General features: G+C 64.2%; 17 protein-coding genes. 6 read left to right on the top strand and 11 right to left on the bottom strand.

Features of this window, described 5'->3' with window-relative positions; translation table 11 throughout:
• Positions 1-12: 12 nt before the first annotated feature.
• Entirely contained in the window at positions 13-984 is a 972-nt protein-coding gene (locus JOF47_RS16865; RefSeq protein WP_210000525.1) for a 2-hydroxyacid dehydrogenase, read from the bottom strand.
• Between the two features lie 5 nt (positions 985-989).
• Positions 990-2,318 carry a glucarate dehydratase family protein gene (locus JOF47_RS16860; RefSeq protein WP_210000523.1) on the bottom strand — a complete coding sequence of 443 codons (1,329 nt, stop codon included), beginning with the start codon at positions 2,316-2,318 and terminating at the stop codon, positions 990-992.
• A gap of 102 nt (positions 2,319-2,420) precedes the next feature.
• Between JOF47_RS16860 and JOF47_RS16855 the strand changes: the two genes are divergently transcribed.
• Positions 2,421-3,359, top strand: a complete 939-nt coding sequence (locus tag JOF47_RS16855; protein WP_210000521.1) for a LysR family transcriptional regulator — start codon at positions 2,421-2,423, stop codon at positions 3,357-3,359.
• 40 nt (positions 3,360-3,399) lie between these two features.
• Here the strand turns inward: JOF47_RS16855 and JOF47_RS16850 are convergent, their stop codons facing one another.
• From JOF47_RS16850 to JOF47_RS16830, 5 genes are all read right to left on the bottom strand, one after another.
• A complete protein-coding gene (locus JOF47_RS16850; RefSeq protein ID WP_210000520.1) occupies positions 3,400-4,341 on the bottom strand; it encodes an AEC family transporter in 942 nt (313 codons plus the stop codon).
• Positions 4,342-4,483: 142 nt separating this feature from the next.
• Positions 4,484-5,815, bottom strand: coding sequence for an enolase C-terminal domain-like protein (locus JOF47_RS16845; protein WP_210000518.1), 1,332 nt, complete (start codon positions 5,813-5,815; stop codon positions 4,484-4,486).
• A complete protein-coding gene (locus tag JOF47_RS16840; protein ID WP_210000516.1) occupies positions 5,812-7,419 on the bottom strand; it encodes an aldehyde dehydrogenase (NADP(+)) in 1,608 nt (535 codons plus the stop codon). The genes JOF47_RS16845 and JOF47_RS16840 overlap by 4 nt, the downstream gene beginning before the upstream one ends.
• Positions 7,420-7,482: 63 nt before the next feature.
• A complete protein-coding gene (gene kdgD / locus JOF47_RS16835; protein ID WP_210000514.1) occupies positions 7,483-8,421 on the bottom strand; it encodes a 5-dehydro-4-deoxyglucarate dehydratase in 939 nt (312 codons plus the stop codon).
• Positions 8,422-8,609: 188 nt separating this feature from the next.
• Positions 8,610-9,497 carry a LysR family transcriptional regulator gene (locus tag JOF47_RS16830; RefSeq protein WP_210001811.1) on the bottom strand — a complete coding sequence of 296 codons (888 nt, stop codon included), beginning with the start codon at positions 9,495-9,497 and terminating at the stop codon, positions 8,610-8,612.
• A gap of 150 nt (positions 9,498-9,647) precedes the next feature.
• On the opposite strand from JOF47_RS16830, the gene JOF47_RS16825 reads away from it, so the two are divergent.
• From JOF47_RS16825 to JOF47_RS16810, 4 genes are all read left to right on the top strand, one after another.
• Positions 9,648-10,649 (top strand): tripartite tricarboxylate transporter substrate binding protein, encoded by a 1,002-nt coding sequence (locus tag JOF47_RS16825; protein WP_210000512.1) that lies wholly within the window; start codon positions 9,648-9,650, stop codon positions 10,647-10,649.
• A gap of 66 nt (positions 10,650-10,715) precedes the next feature.
• On the top strand, positions 10,716-11,261 hold the full coding sequence (locus JOF47_RS16820; RefSeq protein WP_210000510.1) for a tripartite tricarboxylate transporter TctB family protein: 546 nt from the start codon (positions 10,716-10,718) through the stop codon (positions 11,259-11,261).
• A 24-nt stretch (positions 11,262-11,285) separates the two neighbouring features.
• Positions 11,286-12,815: a tripartite tricarboxylate transporter permease gene (locus JOF47_RS16815; RefSeq protein ID WP_210000507.1), complete on the top strand. Its 1,530-nt coding sequence runs from the start codon at positions 11,286-11,288 to the stop codon at positions 12,813-12,815.
• The gene (locus JOF47_RS16810) at positions 12,812-13,210 is read left to right on the top strand and encodes a universal stress protein (protein ID WP_210000502.1); all 399 of its coding nucleotides are present in this window, start codon (positions 12,812-12,814) and stop codon (positions 13,208-13,210) included. Before JOF47_RS16815 ends, JOF47_RS16810 begins: the two co-directional genes overlap by 4 nt.
• 198 nt (positions 13,211-13,408) lie before the next feature.
• Here JOF47_RS16810 and mqo read toward each other — a convergent pair whose 3' ends face one another.
• From mqo to JOF47_RS16790, 4 genes are all read right to left on the bottom strand, one after another.
• Positions 13,409-14,890, bottom strand: a complete 1,482-nt coding sequence (mqo, locus tag JOF47_RS16805) for a malate dehydrogenase (quinone) (protein ID WP_342592823.1) — start codon at positions 14,888-14,890, stop codon at positions 13,409-13,411.
• A 36-nt stretch (positions 14,891-14,926) separates the two neighbouring features.
• On the bottom strand, positions 14,927-15,631 hold the full coding sequence (locus tag JOF47_RS16800) for a FadR/GntR family transcriptional regulator (protein ID WP_210000499.1): 705 nt from the start codon (positions 15,629-15,631) through the stop codon (positions 14,927-14,929).
• A gap of 36 nt (positions 15,632-15,667) precedes the next feature.
• A complete protein-coding gene (locus JOF47_RS16795) occupies positions 15,668-16,801 on the bottom strand; it encodes an L-talarate/galactarate dehydratase (RefSeq protein ID WP_210000496.1) in 1,134 nt (377 codons plus the stop codon).
• 260 nt (positions 16,802-17,061) lie between these two features.
• Complete coding sequence (locus tag JOF47_RS16790) at positions 17,062-18,054, bottom strand: 2-hydroxyacid dehydrogenase (protein WP_210000493.1); 993 nt, start codon at positions 18,052-18,054, stop codon at positions 17,062-17,064.
• Between the two features lie 285 nt (positions 18,055-18,339).
• Here JOF47_RS16790 and JOF47_RS16785 point away from each other — a divergent pair, with 285 nt between their 5' ends.
• A complete protein-coding gene (locus tag JOF47_RS16785; protein ID WP_210000488.1) occupies positions 18,340-19,938 on the top strand; it encodes an ABC transporter substrate-binding protein in 1,599 nt (532 codons plus the stop codon).
• Positions 19,939-19,958 lie beyond the last annotated feature (20 nt).

Genomic DNA, 19,958 nt, shown 5'->3' with positions numbered 1-19,958 from the left:
ACTTCCGCCACGTCAACGCGGAATGCTATTGCTTAGTCTGCCGCCCTCATTGAACGCATTGATATTCTCCGCGATTTCCGTGGCGCGACGCACGAATGTCTGGCGGGCATGGCCGGAATGATGCGGGGTGGCAATGACGTTTGGCATGGCTGCGAAACGAGACACCGATTCCGGTGCATCGGTTCCGGTCGGCGCATCCCACCACACGTCGAGGGCCGCGCCCCCAATGAGTCCATCCTTGAGTGCCGCATAAAGCGCGTCTTCATCGATGATCGGGCCGCGGGACACGTTGACCAGCAGGGCGTCGCTGCGCATCTGCCTGAATTGGATGGCTCCCATCAAGCCGCGGGTTTCCTCGGTGAGCGGCAGGCAAAGCACCACCACGTCGCTGACCGCCAGAAATTCGGGCAAGGCGTCCATGGACTTCACCCACTCAAGGCTGGATCCCAGTGCTTCCGCTGCCACCGGGCTCCTGCGCACGGCAACGGCCTTCATGCCAAGGCTTGTGCACAGGCGAACCGCTTCGGTGCCGATGCCGCCGAGCCCCACGAACCCAATCGTGAGTTCATCGAGCGTGCGATGAAGGGGCGTCGATGCTTCGGTGGCCACCGAGCGCCACACTCCTGAGCGCATCTGCTCGCTCACGGCCGGCAGTCGCCGCTGGTGTGCCAACACCGCCATCAGGATGTGTTCGGCGATCGAGCGCTCATGGTGCGCGGTCCGCGAAACGACTGTCTCGGCGGGCAGGTCATCCACAGCAACCCTGTCGGTGCCGGATCCGGTGATGTGCACGAACCTGGCGGTGCATGCGGCGGCGTCCCGGGAGGCGAGCTTCGCGCACAGCAAGACATCGGCACGGGCAATAGCCCCGGATTGGGCTTCCGGGGAAATGCCAGCAACGAAATCCCAGTCGTTGCCGGGGGCCTTTTTCCGCAGCAGGTCCGCGAACTCGGAGATGATGGGGTCGGTGACAACAATGCGCATTGCCGTCACCAGCGCGGGGTTGCGAGCCGGAATTCCGGGTGGATGCTCTGCATATATCCGGTGTCGTCGCGCTTTGTCAGCCCGCAATCTAGATACTGCTGGTGCATCCGGGCCAGGGCCTCTTCGTCGAGTTCGATTCCCAGGCCCGGTGCCGTCGGGACCTTGACGGAGCCCCCGCGGATTTCCAATGCACTGGGAACGATGACATCATCGCTAGCCAGCTTCCAGGGCCAGTGGGTGTCGCAGGCGTAGTCGATGTTCTTGGTGGCCGCGGCCAACTGGATCATCGCGGCGAAACTGATGCCAAGGTGCGAATTCGAGTGCATGGACAGGCCGAGCTTGAAGGTCTCCGCGATGCCGGCCAGGGTTTGCGAGCGCCTGAGCCCGCCCCAAAAGTGGTGGTCCGACAGGACGACGTCCACGGCGCCCGCCGCGATGGCCGGCGGTACGTCGTTGAAGGACACGACGCACATGTTGGTGGCGATGGGCAGCTTGACGGCGGCGCGCACCGCGGCGTTGTCTTCAATGGACAGGCATGGGTCCTCGAGGTACTCCAACACCGGCTCCAGTCGCTGGCCGACCTTGATAGCGGTGTCCACTGTCCACACGCCGTTGGGGTCTATGCGCAACGGCATGTCGGGGAATGCCTCGCGCAGGGCTTCGATCGTGGCGGCTTCGATCTCCGGTTCGAAGACCCCGCCCTTGAGCTTCAGCGCGGTGAAGCCGTACTCGTCGACTATCTTGCGGGCCTGGGCCACGATTCCCGCGGGATCCAGGGCAGCTCCCCAGGAGTCGTCTGCATGGCCCGGGTGCCCCGCCCACTTGTAGAACAGGTATCCGCTGAAGGCCACCTCATCGCGGACCGCGCCGCCGAGCAGGGTGCTGACCGGCACGCCGAGGGCCTTGCCCTGGATGTCGAGGCAGGCAACATCGAAGGCGGACAGGACGCGGTCCTCCAATGAGGTGGTGGTGACCATGCCGCCGGTGCCGTGCCCGCCGACGCCGGCGTCGTCGGCCAGCGACGCGGCTACGAGGGAGGAAACTTGGTTGAGGTTGAAGGCGTCGGCCCCCACGAGCAGGGCGCCGGCGCGATTCAGCCGGACCAGGTGCGCCTCATCGCCGTAGGTTTCCCCCAGTCCGTATAGGCCGTCCTCGGTACGGACCACCACGATTGCCCGCAAGGCGAAGGGCTCGTGCACCCCCACGGAATTCAGCAACGGAGGATCCGCGAAGGCCACCGGCGTAATGCTCACCTCGGTAATGAGGCATCGATTCGTTGCCGTTGCCGGGTCGTTTGAGACGGTGGGCAAGAGGTCTAGTTCAAGTTCCGACATGAAGGGACTCCGTATCAGTTGCGTGGTTAGACTCACCCTAAGAGGCTGCATTGATGCATGTCCAAGCCAAAAAAGGCAACCAATCATTCAAGGAGTGAATTGATGTTTTCGCTGATCCAGCTCGAATCCTTTGTTGCCGTGGCCGAGGAGCTGCACTTCGGGGCGGCCGCGGAACGGTTGAACATGACCCAGCCCCCGTTGAGTCGGCAGATCCAGCTTTTGGAACGCGAGCTCCAGGCGCAGCTGTTCGTGCGCAATTCCCGGCGGGTGGAACTTACCGCTGCCGGCCAGGTCCTGTTGCCCAGTGCACGCCGCATCCTGGACCTGAGCGCCAAGACAAGCCTCGAGGTTTCCCGGGTGGCCACGGGGGACGCCGGAACCGTGGTGATCGGCTATACTGCGGTCGCCGGGCAGGCCGTGCTGCCGCAACTGCTGGCCCAGGCCTCAAAGCACCTGCCGCACGTCACCCTGGTGCTGCGAGAGGCGGTTTCGGTTGAGCAGCTGGACGCGCTGAGCAAGGGCTCGATCGACATGGGGCTGCTGCGCCCCATCGTCACGCGTGCCGGAGTGCAGACCCAGCTCATCAAGAAGGACCGTTTGATTGTCGGGCTTCCGCAGGGCCACGACTTGGCCACGGGCAAGGGAGTTTTCATCAAGGAAATTGCCGGCTTGCCACTGATGATGTATTCGACGGGGGAGGCCCGGTACTTCTACGACCTCGTGCTGCGGCTCTTCGACTCGGTGGGTGCCAGGCCCGAGATCGCCCAGATAGCCAGCCAGATTCCTGCGCTCCTGGCGCTCGTTGCCGCCGGCCTCGGGGTTACCCTGGTTCCGGCAACAGCCATGGAATTTGCCCCGCGCGGCGTGGTCTTCGAGGAAATCACCGGGCCCACCGGGCTATCGGACCTGAACCACTCGGACATGTACCTGGCCTGGGACGAGGCGTCCGCGAATCCCGCTGCCGAGATGCTGCGGAAGATCTTCCTTGAGTCGATCGACCTGGACACCGAGGACCACCAGCCGGTTTCTTCCCGGAAGTAGCGAGTGGGACATCGGCCCCATCTTCGCGTTTGGCCGCGGCTCAGCCCAGGAAAAATGTAATCAAAAGCGTCACGGGGATCGCCAGTAGGGTGCTGGACAGGATCACTTCACGGGGCACGGCCGTTTCCAGCCGGAATTGCTGTGAAAAGAGGAGCACGTTCTGTGCCGTGGGAAGAGCCGCCATGATCACCACTCCGAGAAGGGCCGTCCCCTGCAAACCGAAGACGAAGGCCGCGAACACCCAGGCCACCAGCGGCATGAAGAGCATCTTGAAGGCGGAAGCCAGCAACACCTCGCCGCGCAGCGATTTCTCGGCCAGGGGGCGCTGCCCAAAGAGGGACATTCCGAACGCCATCAACAGCAGCGGGATCGACGCCTGGCCCAGCATCTCAATCGGTATGTGGATGACCTCCGGCAGGTGGATGTCCAAGCCCGCGAAGACGGCGCCCACAAACGTGGCGATGGTGACCGGATTGGCGATCGAGCGAAGGATCGTCTTGCCCAACGGGGCATCTTTTTGCCCGCTGCCCGTAGCCCGGGCCGCCAACGCGAAGAAACACAGGTAGATCGGTGCGATCACCAAGAGCTGGGCAATGAGTACGGACACCACGGGGTTGGTGTTGCCCACGGCGTAAAGCGCCAACGGCACGCCGATGTTGCCGGCATTGACGTAGCTGGTGGCCATGGCCGCACCCGGAAGCCGGGCCGTGGGCACCTTGAACAACAGCTTGGCGGACACCGCATAAAGCGATCCCGTCAATGCCGCGGTGATGAGTGCTATCGGCGTGTACACGCCGATCACGGAGCGCAGGTCCGTATCCGCCAGCAGCGTGAACATCAGGGCCGGATTGGTGATGTAGTAGATCAGCGGGGTCAACCCGGTGGCAATGCTCTCGCGCTTGCGCGGCAGGAAGCGCGCGGTGGCCAATCCGATGCCGATCAGTATCAGGACTATCGTGAATCCCTGGAGCACTCCCTGCATGTGGCCTTCCCGTATTGCTCTTGAGTACCGCCATGGCGAACGGTGTCCGCGGAGAGGCATAGCATGGAAGAGGACGGTGGGGGTGTTCCGTTCAATACCTCCACCGTCCCCGGTATTTAGGCGGCGCTTTCCAATGGCACCGCTAGCGCACCAGAGCCGGGCTCTTGGCGTTGAATTCCCAGCCCGGAATCAGGTACTGCATGGATGCCGCGTCGTCGCGCGAGCCCAGTCCGTGCTCCAGGTAGAGCTCGTGGGCCTCCTGGAGGCGTTCGCGGTTCAGACTGACACCCAGGCCGGCACGTGCGGGAACCTTGATTTCGCCGTCGCGGATCAGCAGCGGCTCTTCGGTCAGCCCCTGGCCGTCCTGCCAGATCCAGTGCGTGTCCAGCGCCGTGATCTCGCCCGGAGCCGCGGCACCGACCTGCGTGAACATGGCCAGAGAGATGTCGAAGTGGTTGTTCGAGTGCGACCCCCAAGTGAGTCCGAACTCGTCACAGAGCTGTGCCACGCGCACTGAACCGGCCATGGTCCAGAAGTGCGGGTCCGCCAGAGGGATGTCCACGGCATTGGTGCGCACCGCGTGGGACATTTCGCGCCAGTCGGTGGCGATCATGTTGGTGGCCGTCTGCAGGCCGGTGGCCCGACGGAACTCGGCCACGACCTCGCGCCCGGAGAACTTGCCCTCGGCGCCGCACGGGTCCTCCGCGTAGGCCACGATTCCGGCCATGCGCTTACCCAGACGGATCGCGTCCTTCAGCAGCCAGCCGCCGTTGGGATCCAGGGTGATGCGTGCCTCGGGGAAGCGCTGCTTCAGGGCGATGACGGCATCGACTTCCAGGTCCCCGGACTGCACGCCGCCCTTGAGCTTGAAATCCTTGAACCCGTAGCGTGCCTGGGCGGCCTCGGCCAGCCTGACGATGGCCTCCGGGGTCATGGCCTCTTCGCGACGGACGCGTTCCCAGTCGTCCCGACCGTTTGGCTCGCGCAGGTAGGGCAGGTCGGTGTCATCGGGGTTGCCCACGTAGAAGAGGTAACCGAGCATCGGAACCGCATCGCGCTGCTGGCCCTCGCCCAGCAGTTCCGCGACGGGAACACCGAGGAACTGGCCGTGCAAATCCAGCAGTGCCGATTCGATGGCGGTGACCGCGTGCACCGTGGTGCGCAGGTCGAAGGTCTGGGCGCCGCGGCCGCCGGCATCCCGGTCCGCGAACCGGGTTGCCACGGCACGCAGCAGCGAGCGGAACCGTGCCACCGGCGCACCGATGAGCAGCTCGCCGGCTTCCTCGATGGTGCGGCGGATGGGCTCCCCGCCGGGCACCTCGCCGAGGCCGGTGCGGCCCTCGGAGTCGGTGATGATGGTGATGTTGCGGGTGAAGAACGGGCCGTGGGCCCCGGAGAGGTTCAGCAGCATCGAGTCGTGCCCGGCAACCGGGACGACCTCGATGGCTGCGATGGTTGGCTGTGTTGCGCTCATGCTTGGTCTCCGGCGTTCTTCAGGGTGCCGTCGATGCGGCGGGTCAGCTTCCAGGGGTTGGCCCGCTGCAGCGGGGCCGGCAGCAAACCGTCGGGGATGTTTTGGTAGGCCACCGGGCGCAGGAACCGTTCGATGGCCAGCGTGCCCACCGAGGTGGTGCGGGTGTCAGAGGTTGCCGGGAACGGTCCGCCGTGCACCATGGCGTGGCCGACCTCGACGCCGGTGGGCCAGCCGTTGACCAAGATGCGTCCGGCCTTGCGTTCCAGGATGGGCAGCACCGCGGCGACGGCTTCGTGGTCGGAGTCGTTCAGCTGCAGGGTCGCGGTGAGCTGGCCCTCCAGCTTGGACAGGGCGGTTGCAAGGTCGGCGACGTCCTCGTAGCGGATGACCAGCGAGGCGGCGCCGAAGATTTCCTCGTGCAACACCGGGTTCTCCAGCAGCTGCTCGACACCGGTGGAGAAGATGGACGGGGCCGGGGCGTTTTCGCCTGCACCCTTGGTGCCGCGGCCCAGGAGCTCGACTCCGGGCTGGGCGCCAAGGTTGTGGACACCCTGGACCCAGGAGTTGTAGATGCCCTCGGTGAGCATGGTCTGCCCGGAGGCGTTGCCGGTCTCGGCGCGAAGCGCGGCGGCGAAGGCGTCGCCGGATTCCCCTGCCGGGACGAAGACCAATCCCGGGGCGGTGCACAGCTGGCCGCTGGAACCGGTGACCGAGCCAAGGTACGCCTTGGCGTGGCCGGCGGCGTCCTCGGCCAGTGCCCCGGCGAAGAAGATGACCGGGTTGATGGAGCTCATTTCCGCGTAGACCGGGATCGGCTCCGGGCGGGCCGCCGCGGAAGCCATCAGCGCGGTGCCGCCGGAACGGGAACCGGTGAAGCCCACGGCCTTGATGCGCGGGTCGGCCACCAGTGCCTGGCCGATGCTTGCGCCGGGTCCGTAGAGGAGGGAGAAGATGCCCGGGTGCAGGTTCGCATCCGTGATGGCCTGGGTGATGGCCCGGCCGACGATCTCGCTGGTGCCCGGGTGGGCGTTGTGGGCCTTGAAGACCACCGGGCAGCCGGCGGCCAGTGCCGAGGCGGTGTCGCCGCCGGCGGTGGAGAAGGCGAGGGGGAAGTTGGACGCACCGAACACCGCGACCGGACCCACCGGGATCTTGCGCTGGCGGATGTCCACCCGTGGCATCGGAGTGCGTTCCGGCAAGGCCGGATCGATCCGCACCCCGTGGTGGTCGCCCGCCCGAACCACCTGGGCAAAGAGCCGCAGCTGGTTGCAGGTGCGCCCGCGCTCGCCGGTGAGCCGTGCCTCGGGAAGCCCGGTCTCTGCCATGGCCCGGGCAACCAGCTCGGTTCCCACGGCCTCGATGTTCTCGGCAATTGCCTCGAGGAAGGCGGCGTGGGTTTCCGGGTCAAGGGAACGGAAGGACTCGAAGGCGTCCTCGGCGGCGGCCGTTGCCAGCTGCAGCTGATCGGTGTCGATCAGGCTGTACGCCGGGTCGAGCGCCTGGTTGGTGGCGGGGTTGAAACCCCGGACCTCGCCCCCGTTGCCTGGGGTGGTGATCCCGGCCAGGATGGACTGGCCGGTGAGTTGCTGGGTATCCGTGGACATTGCTGCTCCTGCGTCGCGGGTGGGTGTATCGGTCGTGATGTTGGTGCGTCCCTGCTGCGTTCCTTAGACGGTGGCGGGGGCCGGCATCAGTCCGGCCTTCTGGATCAGTGCGCCCAGGTCGGCCAGGTCCGCCTCGGTGAGGTTCTGCAGCGGCGGGCGTACCGAGCCGGCGTCGCGGCCGATGGCCTTCAGGCCGCCCTTGACGATGGAGACGCCGTAGCCGCTGACGCGGTCGCGGATGTCCAGGTACGGCAGGACGAAGCGCTTGAGCTTCTCGGTGACGGCTGCGTGGTCCTGGTTGCGCACGTCCTTGTAGAAGTCCAGGGCAAACTCCGGAACGAAGTTGTACATGGCCGAGGAGTAGGTGCTCATGCCCAGCTGCAGCAGCGGCAGGGCGAAGGTCTCGGCGGTGGGCAGGCCGCCGAGGTAGAAGAGGCGGTCGCCGTTCTTCGTGTAGACCTTGGTCAGGTGCTCGATGTCGCCGGTGGCGTCCTTGAATCCAATGAAGTTTTCGTGGGTGTCGGCCAGGCGGGCCACGGTGTCGGCCGAGTAGATGGCATTGGCGCGGTTGTAGACGATGACGCCGGTGGAGGTTGAAGCGCAGACGGCCGAGACGTGCTGGAACAGGCCCTCCTGGTCGCATTCGGTCAGGTACGGCGGCAGCAGCAGGATGCCCTCGGCGCCCGCGGCCTCCGAATCCTGGGCGTTCTGGATGGCCTGCTTGGTGGAGCCGCCGGCCGAACCGAGCACCGGAACGCGCGAGCCCGCTTCCTCGACTGCCATACGCACCACGCGGGAGGCTTCCTCGGGGGTGAGGGTGAAGCCCTCGCCGGTGCCGCCGGCGGCGAAGAGGCCCGCGACGCCGAAGCTTGACTGCCAGTCCAGGTGGCTGCGGTATGCGGCTTCGTCGATTTCCAGGTTTGCATCGAATGCCGTCACCGGGAAGGAGAGCAGTCCGTCCTTGAGCTTGGCGGCAAGTTCGGCTGGGGTGTAGGTGGCCATGGGGATACTCCTAAAGCTGGGGCGCCTCCACGACAAGGTGGATATGTGGCAGTGGACGATGAAGTTGTTCGTTGGCTTCAGCCTAGGGACGACCAACGATGCCTGTCCAAGCCCATATTTGTATTGTTTGATACCCGTCGGGTATCGCCAGTTTCGGGAAACACGGCAACGGCCCGGATGGCCAAGATCTAGGCCTGCATGGCCCCGCGCACGATCTGGGCGAGTTTGGCCAGCGCAGGATTCCGGGTGTCCCGGTTCCAGATCGCGTGCAACTCCACGGCGTCCTCCGCAATGTCATCAAGCCGCAGGTAACGCACGCCCTCGACCCCGAGCAGTTTGGCGCTTTCGGGCACAAAGGCGATGCCGCGCCCGGCCGCGACCAGCGCAATCATCGTCAGGATCTGGCTTACCGAATGGACAACGTTCTGGTGCTCGATATCGATCTGCCGTACCACCAAGTCATAGAAATAGCGGGCCTTGGTTGGTGAGTGCATGATTAATGATTCACCTGCCAGATCTTCGACAACGATCTCGCGGGGGAGCAGATCCAGACGGTGCCCGGTGGGCACCGCAATGTACAGGGATTCGGAGAAGAGCAGTTGTGATTCAAGGATATTTTCATCGAAAGGCGGCCTGGCCAGCCCCAGATCTATGTCCCCGTCCTGCAACGCCGTGATCTGTTCCCCGGTCACCATTTCAAAGAGTTCCAGATGCACATTGGGCAGCTGCGTCGAAATTTCGGACAGCAGGGGACCGAGCAGGCTGAAGCCCGAAGCCGCGGTGAACCCGATGCGCAGTTCCCCGAACTGCCCCGAGGCAATGCGTCGCGCGTTCAGCGGGGCGCGTTCGGCCGAAATCACCAGCCGCCTGGCATCGATGAGAAAAGCGTGCCCGGCGGCGGTGAGGCTGACCTTGCGGTTGTCGCGTTCGAGCAGCTCAACCCCGACGCTGCGCTCGAGCTTCTGGATTTGCCGGCTCAGCGGGGGCTGGGTCATGTTCAGGCGTTCGGCGGCGCGGCCGAAGTGCAGCTCTTCGGCGACGGCTACAAAACTTCGGGCTTGATCCAAGGTGAACAATTGATACCTTTCGGGAATCATTCCATGCATTTATGGGGTTGGACAAGCATCATAACTATTTCTAGGCTCAAGCAGAAGTAAAAAACGTGTTGTGACTCACTCGCAGGGGACTCCCCGGCCAGCACGTATCGCCAACAAGGAGAACTAGCAATGAAGAACCGTTTCACACGACGTGCCATGCTGTCGCTTGCCGCCGCCACCGCTGCCCTTTCGCTGACGGCCTGCGGAGGAAATGTTGGCGCCGGAGCTGCCGCTGACGGAGCCTTCCCCAGCGGGCCGGTGACCCTCACCGTGGGTCAGGCCCCGGGTGGGTCTACCGACCTGATCGCCCGCGCAGCGGCCGAAGGCATGGCGGAAAAGCTTGGCGTGGCGCTCCCTGTCGTCAACAAGCCCGGTGCCAACGGCGCTCTGGCCACCCAGGAAGTCGCGGGCATGAAGGCGGATGGGCAGAACCTAGTCCTGCTCAACGCCTCCCTGATCACCATCACCCCGCTGGCCGTCTCGGAAGCCGAAGCAGTGAGCCTGGACAAGCTCGATGTCCTCATGGGCCTGTCCCAGGATGACTACGTGATGGTCGCCAGCACGAAGTCCGGCATCAAGTCGGTTGACGACTTGAAGGCCAGCGCATCCAAGCTGACCTTTGGCACCACGGGTGTTGGCACGGGTTCACAGCTCGCCCAGGAATTGCTGCTGGCCCAGGCCGGCATCAAGGGCACCACCGTTCCGTTCGACTCCGGTTCTCCTGCCTTGACCGCGGTCATGGGCAACCAGGTTCAGGTTTCCACCATCCAGTTGGGTGAGGCCAAACCGCAGATCGATGCCGGCACCGTGGTTCCGGTGGTTGTCTTCTCTTCCGAGCGCAATGAATTCCTTCCGGATGTTCCAACCGCTGTCGAGGCCGGATACGACGTCCCCGTTTCGCAGTACCGTGTGATTGCGGCCCCGAAGGGCCTGAGCGCCGAAGCCAAGTCCGCACTGGTTGACTCGATCAAGGCGGCCGTGGCGAGCGATTCCTACAAGGCCTTCAACAAGCAGAACCTGCTGACCCCGAAGGAAATCTCGGGCGAGGAAGTTGTCACCGAGTGGAACGCGTTGGCCGCCAAGTACAAGGCGCTGACCGCCGAACACAACATCTCGCTGGCCTCCAAGTAGTCTCAGCCCGTTCCCAATCCCCAAGCGCCATCCACAGGTGTGCGCGAGTCACGAAGGAAGCACGCCATGCGAGCCAAACAAGAGCCGCACCCGGAATCGATCCTGGTCGACGAGGAAGAGATCCTCACTCCCGAGCAGCTGGCAGCCCAGTGGGCCGCCGAGGCGCCCGAGGCCGCAGGGCCGGTGGCCAACCTCGTCTCGTCCCTGGTGGTGCTGGGCCTTGGCCTTGCAGGGGTATTGCTTTCCCTTCAATTGGGATTGGGAACGCCGGCCGAACCGAAGCCGGGCATGTGGCCGTTCATCGTCAGCCTCATCGTTGCCGTGCTGTCCGGCGTCCAAGCCGTGATCGGACGCACCGGTGGCACGGACGGCGAAAAGTTCTCGAACAACTCCTGGTACGCGGCCATCGGGTTCGCAACGCTCGTCGGCATGGTGCTGTTGATGCCGGTGATCGGTTTCGAGATTCCCTCGATCCTGCTGTGCTTCATCTGGATGCGGTGGCTCGGCGGTGAACGGTGGCGCTCCGCCGCCGTCTATTCGGTCGTGATCGTCGCGGCGTTCTACGGAATCTTCATCGCCGCACTCGGCACCACCATCCCCCGACTCTTCTAAGTCGCAGATCCAAAGGTAAACGGCATGGATTTCTTTCAGCCGGTCATGGACGGCTTCGGCGTAGTTCTTGACCCCACAAATCTCCTGTACTGCCTGTTCGGCGTGCTGATTGGCATGTTGATCGGCGTACTTCCGGGCCTGGGCCCGGCGGCCACCATCGCCATCTTGCTGCCCCTGACCTACAACGTGGAACCCGTCACCGCGATCATCATGCTCGCCGGCATCTTCTACGGTGCCCAATACGGCGGAACCATTACCTCGGTGCTGCTGCGCATCCCGGGTGAAGCGAGTTCCGTGGTGACGGTTTTTGACGGTTATGTGTTGGCCAAGCAGGGCAAGGCGGGAACCGCCTTGGGCATCGCCGCCATTGGTTCCTTCATTGGTGGCACCATCGCCATCGTCGGCCTGACCTTCCTGGCCCCGGTGGTGGCGGGCTTCGCCCTGGACTTCGGTCCGCCCGAATACACGGCACTGGCGCTGCTGGGCATCTTGCTGGTTGCCACCATCTCCGGCGGCTCCAAGATCAAGGCGCTGATCGCCGCGGCCATCGGCCTGTTCCTGGCCACGATCGGCCGCGACGTGTTCACCGGTGCCGAGCGCTTCACGTTCGGCAACCTGTCACTGGCCGACGGCATCGACTTCGTGCCGATCGCCATGGGCCTGTTCGGTGTCGGCGAGATCCTCTACAACCTGGAGGAACGTCACCGCGCCGCATCGGCTCCCATGGCCGTGGCCAACGTCTGGCCCTCACGCAAGGACCTGAAGCAGGCTTCCGGCGCCATCGGCCGCGGCTCCGTGCTCGGCTTCTTCCTGGGCATCCTGCCTGGTGGTGGCGCAACGATTTCATCGCTGGCCTCCTACGCCGTGGAGAAGAAGCGTGCCAAGGATCCCTCACGGTTCGGCAAGGGCGCCATCGAAGGTGTCGCAGGACCGGAAACCGCAAATAACGCGGCGGCCACCAGCTCCTTCATCCCGCTGCTGACGCTGGGCATCCCGGCAAATGCGACGATGGCCATCATCTTCGGTGCGCTGCTCATCCAGGGTGTGACCCCGGGTCCGCAGCTGATCACCGAGGAACCCGAGCTCTTCTGGGGCGTGGTGAACTCGATGTACATCGGCAACATCCTGCTGCTGATCATGTCCATCCCGCTGGTTGGCCTGTTCGTGAAGATCCTGCGAATCCGTGCCGCCATCCTGGCTCCGATCACCGCGCTGATCACCATGCTCGGTGCCTACACCATCCGCAACTCGATGTTCGATGTCATGCTCGTGGTGCTCTTCGGCGCTCTGGGCTACCTGATGAAGAAGTTCGGTTTCGAACCCGGCCCGCTGGTGCTGGCCTTCGTGCTGGGTAGCCTGCTCGAATCAAGCCTGCGTCGCTCGTTGCTGGTGCTCGAAGGCGATCCGACAGGGTTCTTGACCCGGCCGATCTCCGGCACGTTGCTGGTTGTTTTTGTGATCGTTGCGGTATGGCCAATGATCAAGACAGTGGTCAGCAAGCGCAAGACGGCAAACACCCTCTTGTCCGACACCAAGGTTGAGGAAAAAGTATGAGCATCCTAGTTGGATACGTTCCGACCAAGGTCGGCGAGGCCGCCGTGCGGGCGGCCATTGGCGAAGCCAAGCTTCGCGACGAGGAACTGCTGATCGTGAATTCGGTGCGCGAAGGCGCACTGGTGGACAAGTCGGTGGCAAGCCCGGAGGACATCGAACGCATCAAGCAGTCCACCGCGGCCGCCGGCATCAAGGCCAAGGTCCTGGACTCCATCCACCGCGACGACCTCGCCGCGGAGATCCTGGACTTGGCTGAGAAACATGACGTCTCATTGATTGTCATCGGGCTGCGCCAGCGCTCGCAAGTTGGTAAGTTCATCATGGGATCACATGCCCAGCGCATCCTGTTGCAGGCCGAACACCCGGTTCTGGCCGTCAAGGCCGACCAGGTCTAGAAGCGCTTCGGGCCCAAAGTCCAGGCCGGGCCGGTCAACCGCCGATGGGGGCGTGTTGACCGGCCCGGCCTTTGTCTTGTGTGGCGGCGGGGCCCGTATGGATGTTGTTGGGGTGCTTGGCTATGGGTTTCCCGTCCAAAGCCTCACGGGCTTACTGGATTGAAACAGATTCGCCGACCGAAACCTACAAATCCCGAATCACCAATCCAGCGAGAGGTGTGTGCCGACCTGCTCCCGCACGCGGGCGAGCGCCGCGGCATCGGTATTCAGTTCAGTGCCCAGATGCGGCATGTCCTTTCGCAGCGCCGACAGCCACTCCGGGTAGCGCTCGGGGAAGCTGCGCTTAAGCAGGTCCAGGACGACCCCCACCGAGGCGGATGCGCCGGGGGAGGCGCCCAGCAACGCCGCCAGGGAGCGGTCATCGTTGAGCACGACTTCGGTGCCGAACCCGGCAATGGCCCCGGCACCATCAACGTGTTTGATGACCTGCACCCGTTGCCCGGCCCGCACCAGTTCCCAGTCTTCGGTACGCGCGTTGGGAACAAACGCCCGCAAGGCGTCGAGGCGTTGGGTTGGGGTGGTGAGAATCTGGGAAACCAAGTACCGCACCAGATCCGCGCTGGTGCGCGCGGCGGAGAGCAGGGTGCCGAGGTTTCCCGGGGTCACCGACGCTGCCAGGTCCCGCAGCTTCCCACGTTTCAGGAATCGCGGCGAGAACGCGCCGAAGGGACCGAACATCAGGTATTCCCGTCCATCGAGAACCCGGAGATCAAGGTGCGGCACCGAAATGGCCGGTGCACCGTCGCTCGGGTGCCCGTAGACCTTGGCCCGGTGCTGCTCAATGAGTTCCTTGTTTGAGGTGCGCAGAAACAGTCCGCTGATGGGGAAGCCGCCCATCGTCTTGACCTCGGGCATGCGCGCCGACTGAAGCAGCGGCAGCGTGCCCCCGCCTGCAGCGACAAAGACGAATTTGGCCTCGAGAACCCGATCGCCCTGGGCGTTCCTGGCACGGATGGACCAGTGTCCGGTCTTGGGGACCCTCGCGATGCCACGCACGCGGGTTCCCAATGCCACTTCGACACCGGCCGCGCTCGCGTCCGACATGAGCTTGGAGGTCAAGGAGCCGTAGTCCACGTCGGTTCCCAGGGCGCTGCGCGTGGCTGCAATATCTTCGATGGGCCTGCGCCCCCGAAGCATCAGCGGCAACCACCGGCGCATCGTCGCGGGGTCATCGGTGAACTCCATGGAGGCAAAGAGCGGGTGGGCGCTGAGCGCCGCATGACGGATCCGCAGGAATTCGGTCCACTTGCCGCGGGCAAAGCTGCAGTGGGGGACGCTGCGGATGAAGTCCGCCGGGGCGTCGATACGCCCCTGTTGAACCAGATGTGCCCAGTATTGCGTCGAGACGAGGAACTGTTCGTGGATGCGCAGGGCATCGGTCGGATCGATGCTTCCGTCTGCGGCGGCAGAGGTGTAGTTGAACTCGCAGAGCCCGGCATGGCCGGTTCCGGCGTTGTTCCACCCGTGCGAACTTTCCAGGCCGACGGCATCCAGGGCTTCCAACACGCCGATACGCCAGCCGGGTTCCAGTGTGGCGAGCAATCCGGCCGCGGTGGATCCCATGATCCCCGCCCCGATGATGATCACGTCGAAATGCTCGGTGGTTCCGGACTGCTTCACGAAGGATTCCTTACCTTGGGGGCGAGACCGGCTCGCTCAGTCGTCGGCGGATGCGACTCCGGCTTCGATCTCGAGTCGGTGTAGCGAATTGGCCAGGTGCACGCGCATGGCAGCGGCGGCGGCCATGGCATTGCCCGAGGCGATGGCGTTGCGAATGCTGAGGTGTTCGCCCGCCACTTGCTCCAAACGCGGGGCGGGGATGGAATCCTGGGACTCGAGGCGCTGGCGCGGCATGGCAATCATGGCCGGGCCAAAATGTTGCACCGCATCCAGGAAATAGGGGTTGCCGCTCGCCGAGGCAACGGCGGCGTGGAACTCGAAGTCGCAATTCATGGACAGCGAGGCGTTGGTTCCTGCCTTGGTAAATGCCGCCAGGGCCGCATCGAGGTTCCGCAGTGTTTCGGTATTTGCCGTGCCAGCCGCTGCAGCCGCGGCCTCGGATTCAAAACCCATCCTGAACTCGAGCAGTTGCCTGCGTTCGGCCAGGGTCCGGGGAACCCGCGCCTGCGCAGCTGTCTCGGGTGCCGGGGGAGTCAGCGCAAAGCTGCCGGCACCGCGGCGCGTATGAACCAACCCTTCTGCCTGAAGCCTGGTCAGTGCCTCGCGCACCACGGTGCGCGACACGTCGTGCTCCGCGATCAGTGCATTTTCGCTCGGAAGTTTGTCTCCCGGGGCAATGAGTCCGCTACTGATCTGCTCACGCAGATGCTTGACCAGTTCGGTCGTCAGGTTGGCTTTCATAAGAAGAATCGTTTCACGCGCGCCACGGTCTGATGCTTAGGCTCGGCCGAACTCGACGGTGTCCGTGGTCCAGGCGCGGACCTGGTCGCTGAAGGTGAAGCCGAGTCCCGGGCGGTTCGGGACCAGCATGCGACCGTCCTTGGTCTCGAGGCGCTCATTGAACAACGGGTCCAGCCAGTCGAAGTGCTCCACCCACGGCTCGCGCGGGTATGCGGCGGCGAGGTGCAGGTGGATTTCCATGGCGAAGTGCGGGGCCAGGTCCAGGCCGGCCTGGTCGGCCAGTGTGGACAGGCGCAGGAACTGCGTGATGCCGCCGATGCGCGGGGCATCGGGCTGGATGATGTCGCAGGCGCGGGTGGCAATCAGGCGTTCGTGCTCGGCCACGGAGGCGAGCATCTCGCCGGTGGCAATCGGAGTGTCCAGGGCGGCAGCGAGTGCGGCATGGCCCTCGGCGTCATAGGCGTCGAGAGGCTCCTCGATCCAGACCAGGTCGAATTCCTCGAGCTTGCGGCCCATGCGCAACGCGGTGGCGCGGTCCCATTGCTGGTTTGCATCCACCATCATCGGAACGTCCGGGCCGATGTGTTCGCGAACCGCGGCGACGCGGCGAAGGTCCTCGGCGGAATCGGGCAGTCCAACCTTGATCTTGATGCCGCCGATTCCCTCTTCGATCGACTGGCTGGCGCGTTCCTTGACCTCGGAGATCGACGCGTTGAGGAAGCCACCGGAGGTGTTGTAGGTGCGTACCGAGTCGCGGTGCGAGCCGAGGAACTTGGCCAGGGGCAGGCCTGCACGCTTGGACTTGAGATCGTAGAGGGCAATGTCGAGGGCCGCGAGGGCCTGGGTGGCGACACCGGAGCGCCCCACCGAGGCGCCGGCCCACAGGAGCTTGGTGTAGAGCTTGGCGATGTCATTGGGATCCTCGCCGATCATGGTTTCGGCGACTTCCTTGGCGTGGGCGAACTGTGCCGGCCCGCCGGCGCGCTTCGAGTAGGAGAATCCCAGGCCCTCGTGGCCCTGTTCGGTCTTGATCTCGGCAAAGAGGAAGACAACCTCGGTCATCGGCTTCTGGCGCCCGGTGAAGACCTTGGCGTCCGAGATGGGAGTGGCCAAGGGCAGGCGGGCGGTCGACAGCTTAACGTGGCGGATGGCGTCGGGGGTGTAGCTCATGGCGACTCTTTGCTCCTAGGGGGAGGGTGGGATGTGTGGGGGAACACAACTTATCGTATAAGTTGAAAACTTGTAACACAAGTAGTTCGGCGGAGAACTTTTGGATAGATGATTCGCCGTATTTCCCGTTGGGGGAGCATGCAAAATCGGCCCACCCGGAAAACCGGGTGGGCCGAATACGCGCATGCCAAGCTTCCAGCGGGGCGTCCGCGTAGCCACGGGTCGCCACATTGGCGTGCTGGGAGTGAATCCTTGGGCGGCTAGGAAACGGGGGTGATGAGCTCGCCCGAGTTCACGTAGCTCCGCAGGTTTTCCAGCACGAGTGCCGCCATATCGGCGCGAGTCTCGTGCGTGCCGCTGCCCAGGTGCGGCAACAGGACCACGTTGTCCAGCTCGAGGAGTTCGGTCGGTACATGAGGCTCGTTGGTGAAGACATCCAGTCCGGCGCCGGCGATTTCGCCGTTTTGCAGGGCCGAGACCAGTGCTGGCTCGTCAACGACGCTGCCGCGGGCAATGTTGATCAGGAAGCCCTTCGGGCCGATCTTTTCCAGCACCTCGGCGCTGACCAGCCCGGCCGACGCCGGACCGCCCGCTGCGGCGACGACCAGCACATCGGTGGCTTCCGCCAGCTCCGCGGCGGAAGAGTGGTAGGCGTATGAACTGCCCGCGATTTCCGAGCGGTTGTGATAGTGGATTTCGCACCCGAAGCCCTCGAGCCGCTTGGCGATTGCCGCGCCGATGCGACCCAAGCCCAGGATGCCCACGCGCTTGCCGCTGGCGCGGGTGGCCAGCGGGAAGTTCACGCCCGTTGCCCAGGTGCCGTTGCGCACGAAGCGCTCGGCGGCACCGAGCGAGCGCAGGGTTTCGAGGTAGAGGCCCAGCGCGGTGTCCGCGACGCAATCGGTGAGCACATCCGGGGTGTTGCTGATCGGGATATTGCGTTCGGCCGCCTGGGCGACATCGCTGGCGTCGTAGCCGACGCCGAAGTTCACGATGGCTTCCAGGTTTGGCAGGTGTCTCATGAGTTCGGTGTCAACGCCGATCTTTCCGGAGCAGACCGCCACGCGAATCGATTCGGCGTGATTGTCCAGGAAGGCCTCGCGCTCCGGACCCCCTGCGGGAAGGATCAGTGCGTCGTAGTCGTCAATGAGCGCCTGGGCGACCGTCGGGTTGACCGGGCCGACGCGCACTATTGCATTCCCGGTGATGGGGCTTGGATCGCGCCGGGTAAGGGCGCTCGTTTCTGTTGACATACCTGCATCCTAGGAACGGCCAAGGATGCGCGTCCAACACGTAGATTGCATGGATCAATACCGTTGAGGTATTGATCGCCCGATTGCCGCCAAATGTAGCGGAAGTCACATTCATCAAACCGACACTCGTTGCTCACACCGCCCCAAAACCGCGTGTTCATGCGGAAGTAATGCCTTGACGTGCTTTGGAGTTGCCGCCGAAGCTTTTGGATACACGACCAACAACCACCGTTCATCCCGGTCGTTCCCCACTCGCTCCATTCTTCCAACGCAGAGGAAACAACGATGTTTTTTGCCAGCAAACCAGGTGCTCCAGTGACCCGTACCCGTCGACTCTCCATGGCAGTGGCTGCCGGTGCGCTACTGGGCACCACGGTGTTGTCGGGTTGTTCGGTCGCCAACTCCTCAGCATCCAATTCCTCGGGAGCGGCAGGGGCAGCGGCCGGAGACACCCTGCGCGTCGTCCTGCAGCAAGAGCCGCCGACGCTCGAAGCCTGCGAATCCAACCTCACCAGCACCGGCGTCGTGGTGCGCTCCACCATCACCGAACCACTGATCGAACGCAACCCCACCACCGGTGATCTCGAGCCGAAGCTCGCCACCGAATGGACCAGCAAGGACGACACCAAGTGGACGCTGAAGCTGCGCGAAGGAGTGAAGTTCCACGACGGCAGCGACTTCACCGCCGAGGATGCCGCTGCAACCATCGACCGGGCAGTGAACTCAAAACTGGGATGCAATGTCGAGGGCTATGTTTTCGGGGATGACGACCTGAAGCTCAACGTCGTCGATGCCGGCACCCTTGAGGTCACCGCCCCGAAGGCCGACCCCATCCTGCCGCTGCGCCTCTCCTTCCTGGAAGTGGTGCCGGCCGAAACCTCGAGCACCGAAAAGGTACGCGAGCCGATTGGCACCGGGCCCTACAAGCTCGACAAGTGGGAAGCCGGCCAGAGCATCAACGCCTCGGCATTCGCCGACTATTGGGGCGAGGCCCCGGCCTTCCCGAAGGCCAACTACCAGTGGCGTTCCGAAGGCAGCGTCCGCGCGGCCATGATCACCTCCGGCGAGGCAGACATCGCCACCGGCTTGAGCCCCGAAGACAACATCGGCGATCTGGGAGTCACCTTCCCGAACAACGAAACCGTCGCGCTGCGCATGCATGGCGACACGGCACCGTTCACCGATATCCGGGTCCGCCAGGCCGTGAACTACGCCATCGACAAGGAAGCCATTGTCGCTTCCCTCTACGGCGGGCGCGACAAGGCTGCCGCCCAGTTGGTTCCGGGCGGCGTGGTGGGCCACAGCGAATCGCTTCCGGTCTGGCCCTACGATCCGGAGAAGGCCAAGTCCTTGGTTGCGGAAGCCAAAGCAGCCGGCGTTGATACCTCGGCCCAGATCAGCCTGGTGGTGCGCACCGCGCAGTTCCCGAAGATCGAGGAACTGGGCCAGGTCCTTCAGGAACAGCTGACCCAGGCCGGGCTGAACGTGAAGCTGAAGATGCTCGAAACCAGCCAGCACCTGACCTACCAGGTCCGCCCGTTCCCCACCGATGACGAGGGGGCCATCATGTTGATGACCCAGCACGGCAACCAGGCCGGCGACGCGGCCTTCACGGTGGACCAGTACATGACCACCAAGGGCGCCCAGTCCGCCTTCGGTACCCCGGAACTCGACAAGCTGATCGCTACGGCCGATGCCGCAACCGGCGCCGACCGCCAGTCGGCATTCGAGAAGGTGTTCTCCTACCAAAACGACAACGTGGTCCAGTTCGCCCACATTGCGCACCAGACCGGCATGCTCGGTCTCGCCAAGACCGTGAACTACGCACCGAACTCGTCCACCTCGGACGAACTGCGTTTGGCCGAAGTCACCCCGGCCAAATAGTTCCACCAGCCTTCGCAAGC

The sequence above is a fragment of the Paeniglutamicibacter kerguelensis genome (assembly GCF_017876535.1).
GTDB lineage: Bacteria > Actinomycetota > Actinomycetes > Actinomycetales > Micrococcaceae > Paeniglutamicibacter > Paeniglutamicibacter kerguelensis.
This window is presented reverse-complemented; position numbering and strand designations above follow the sequence as displayed.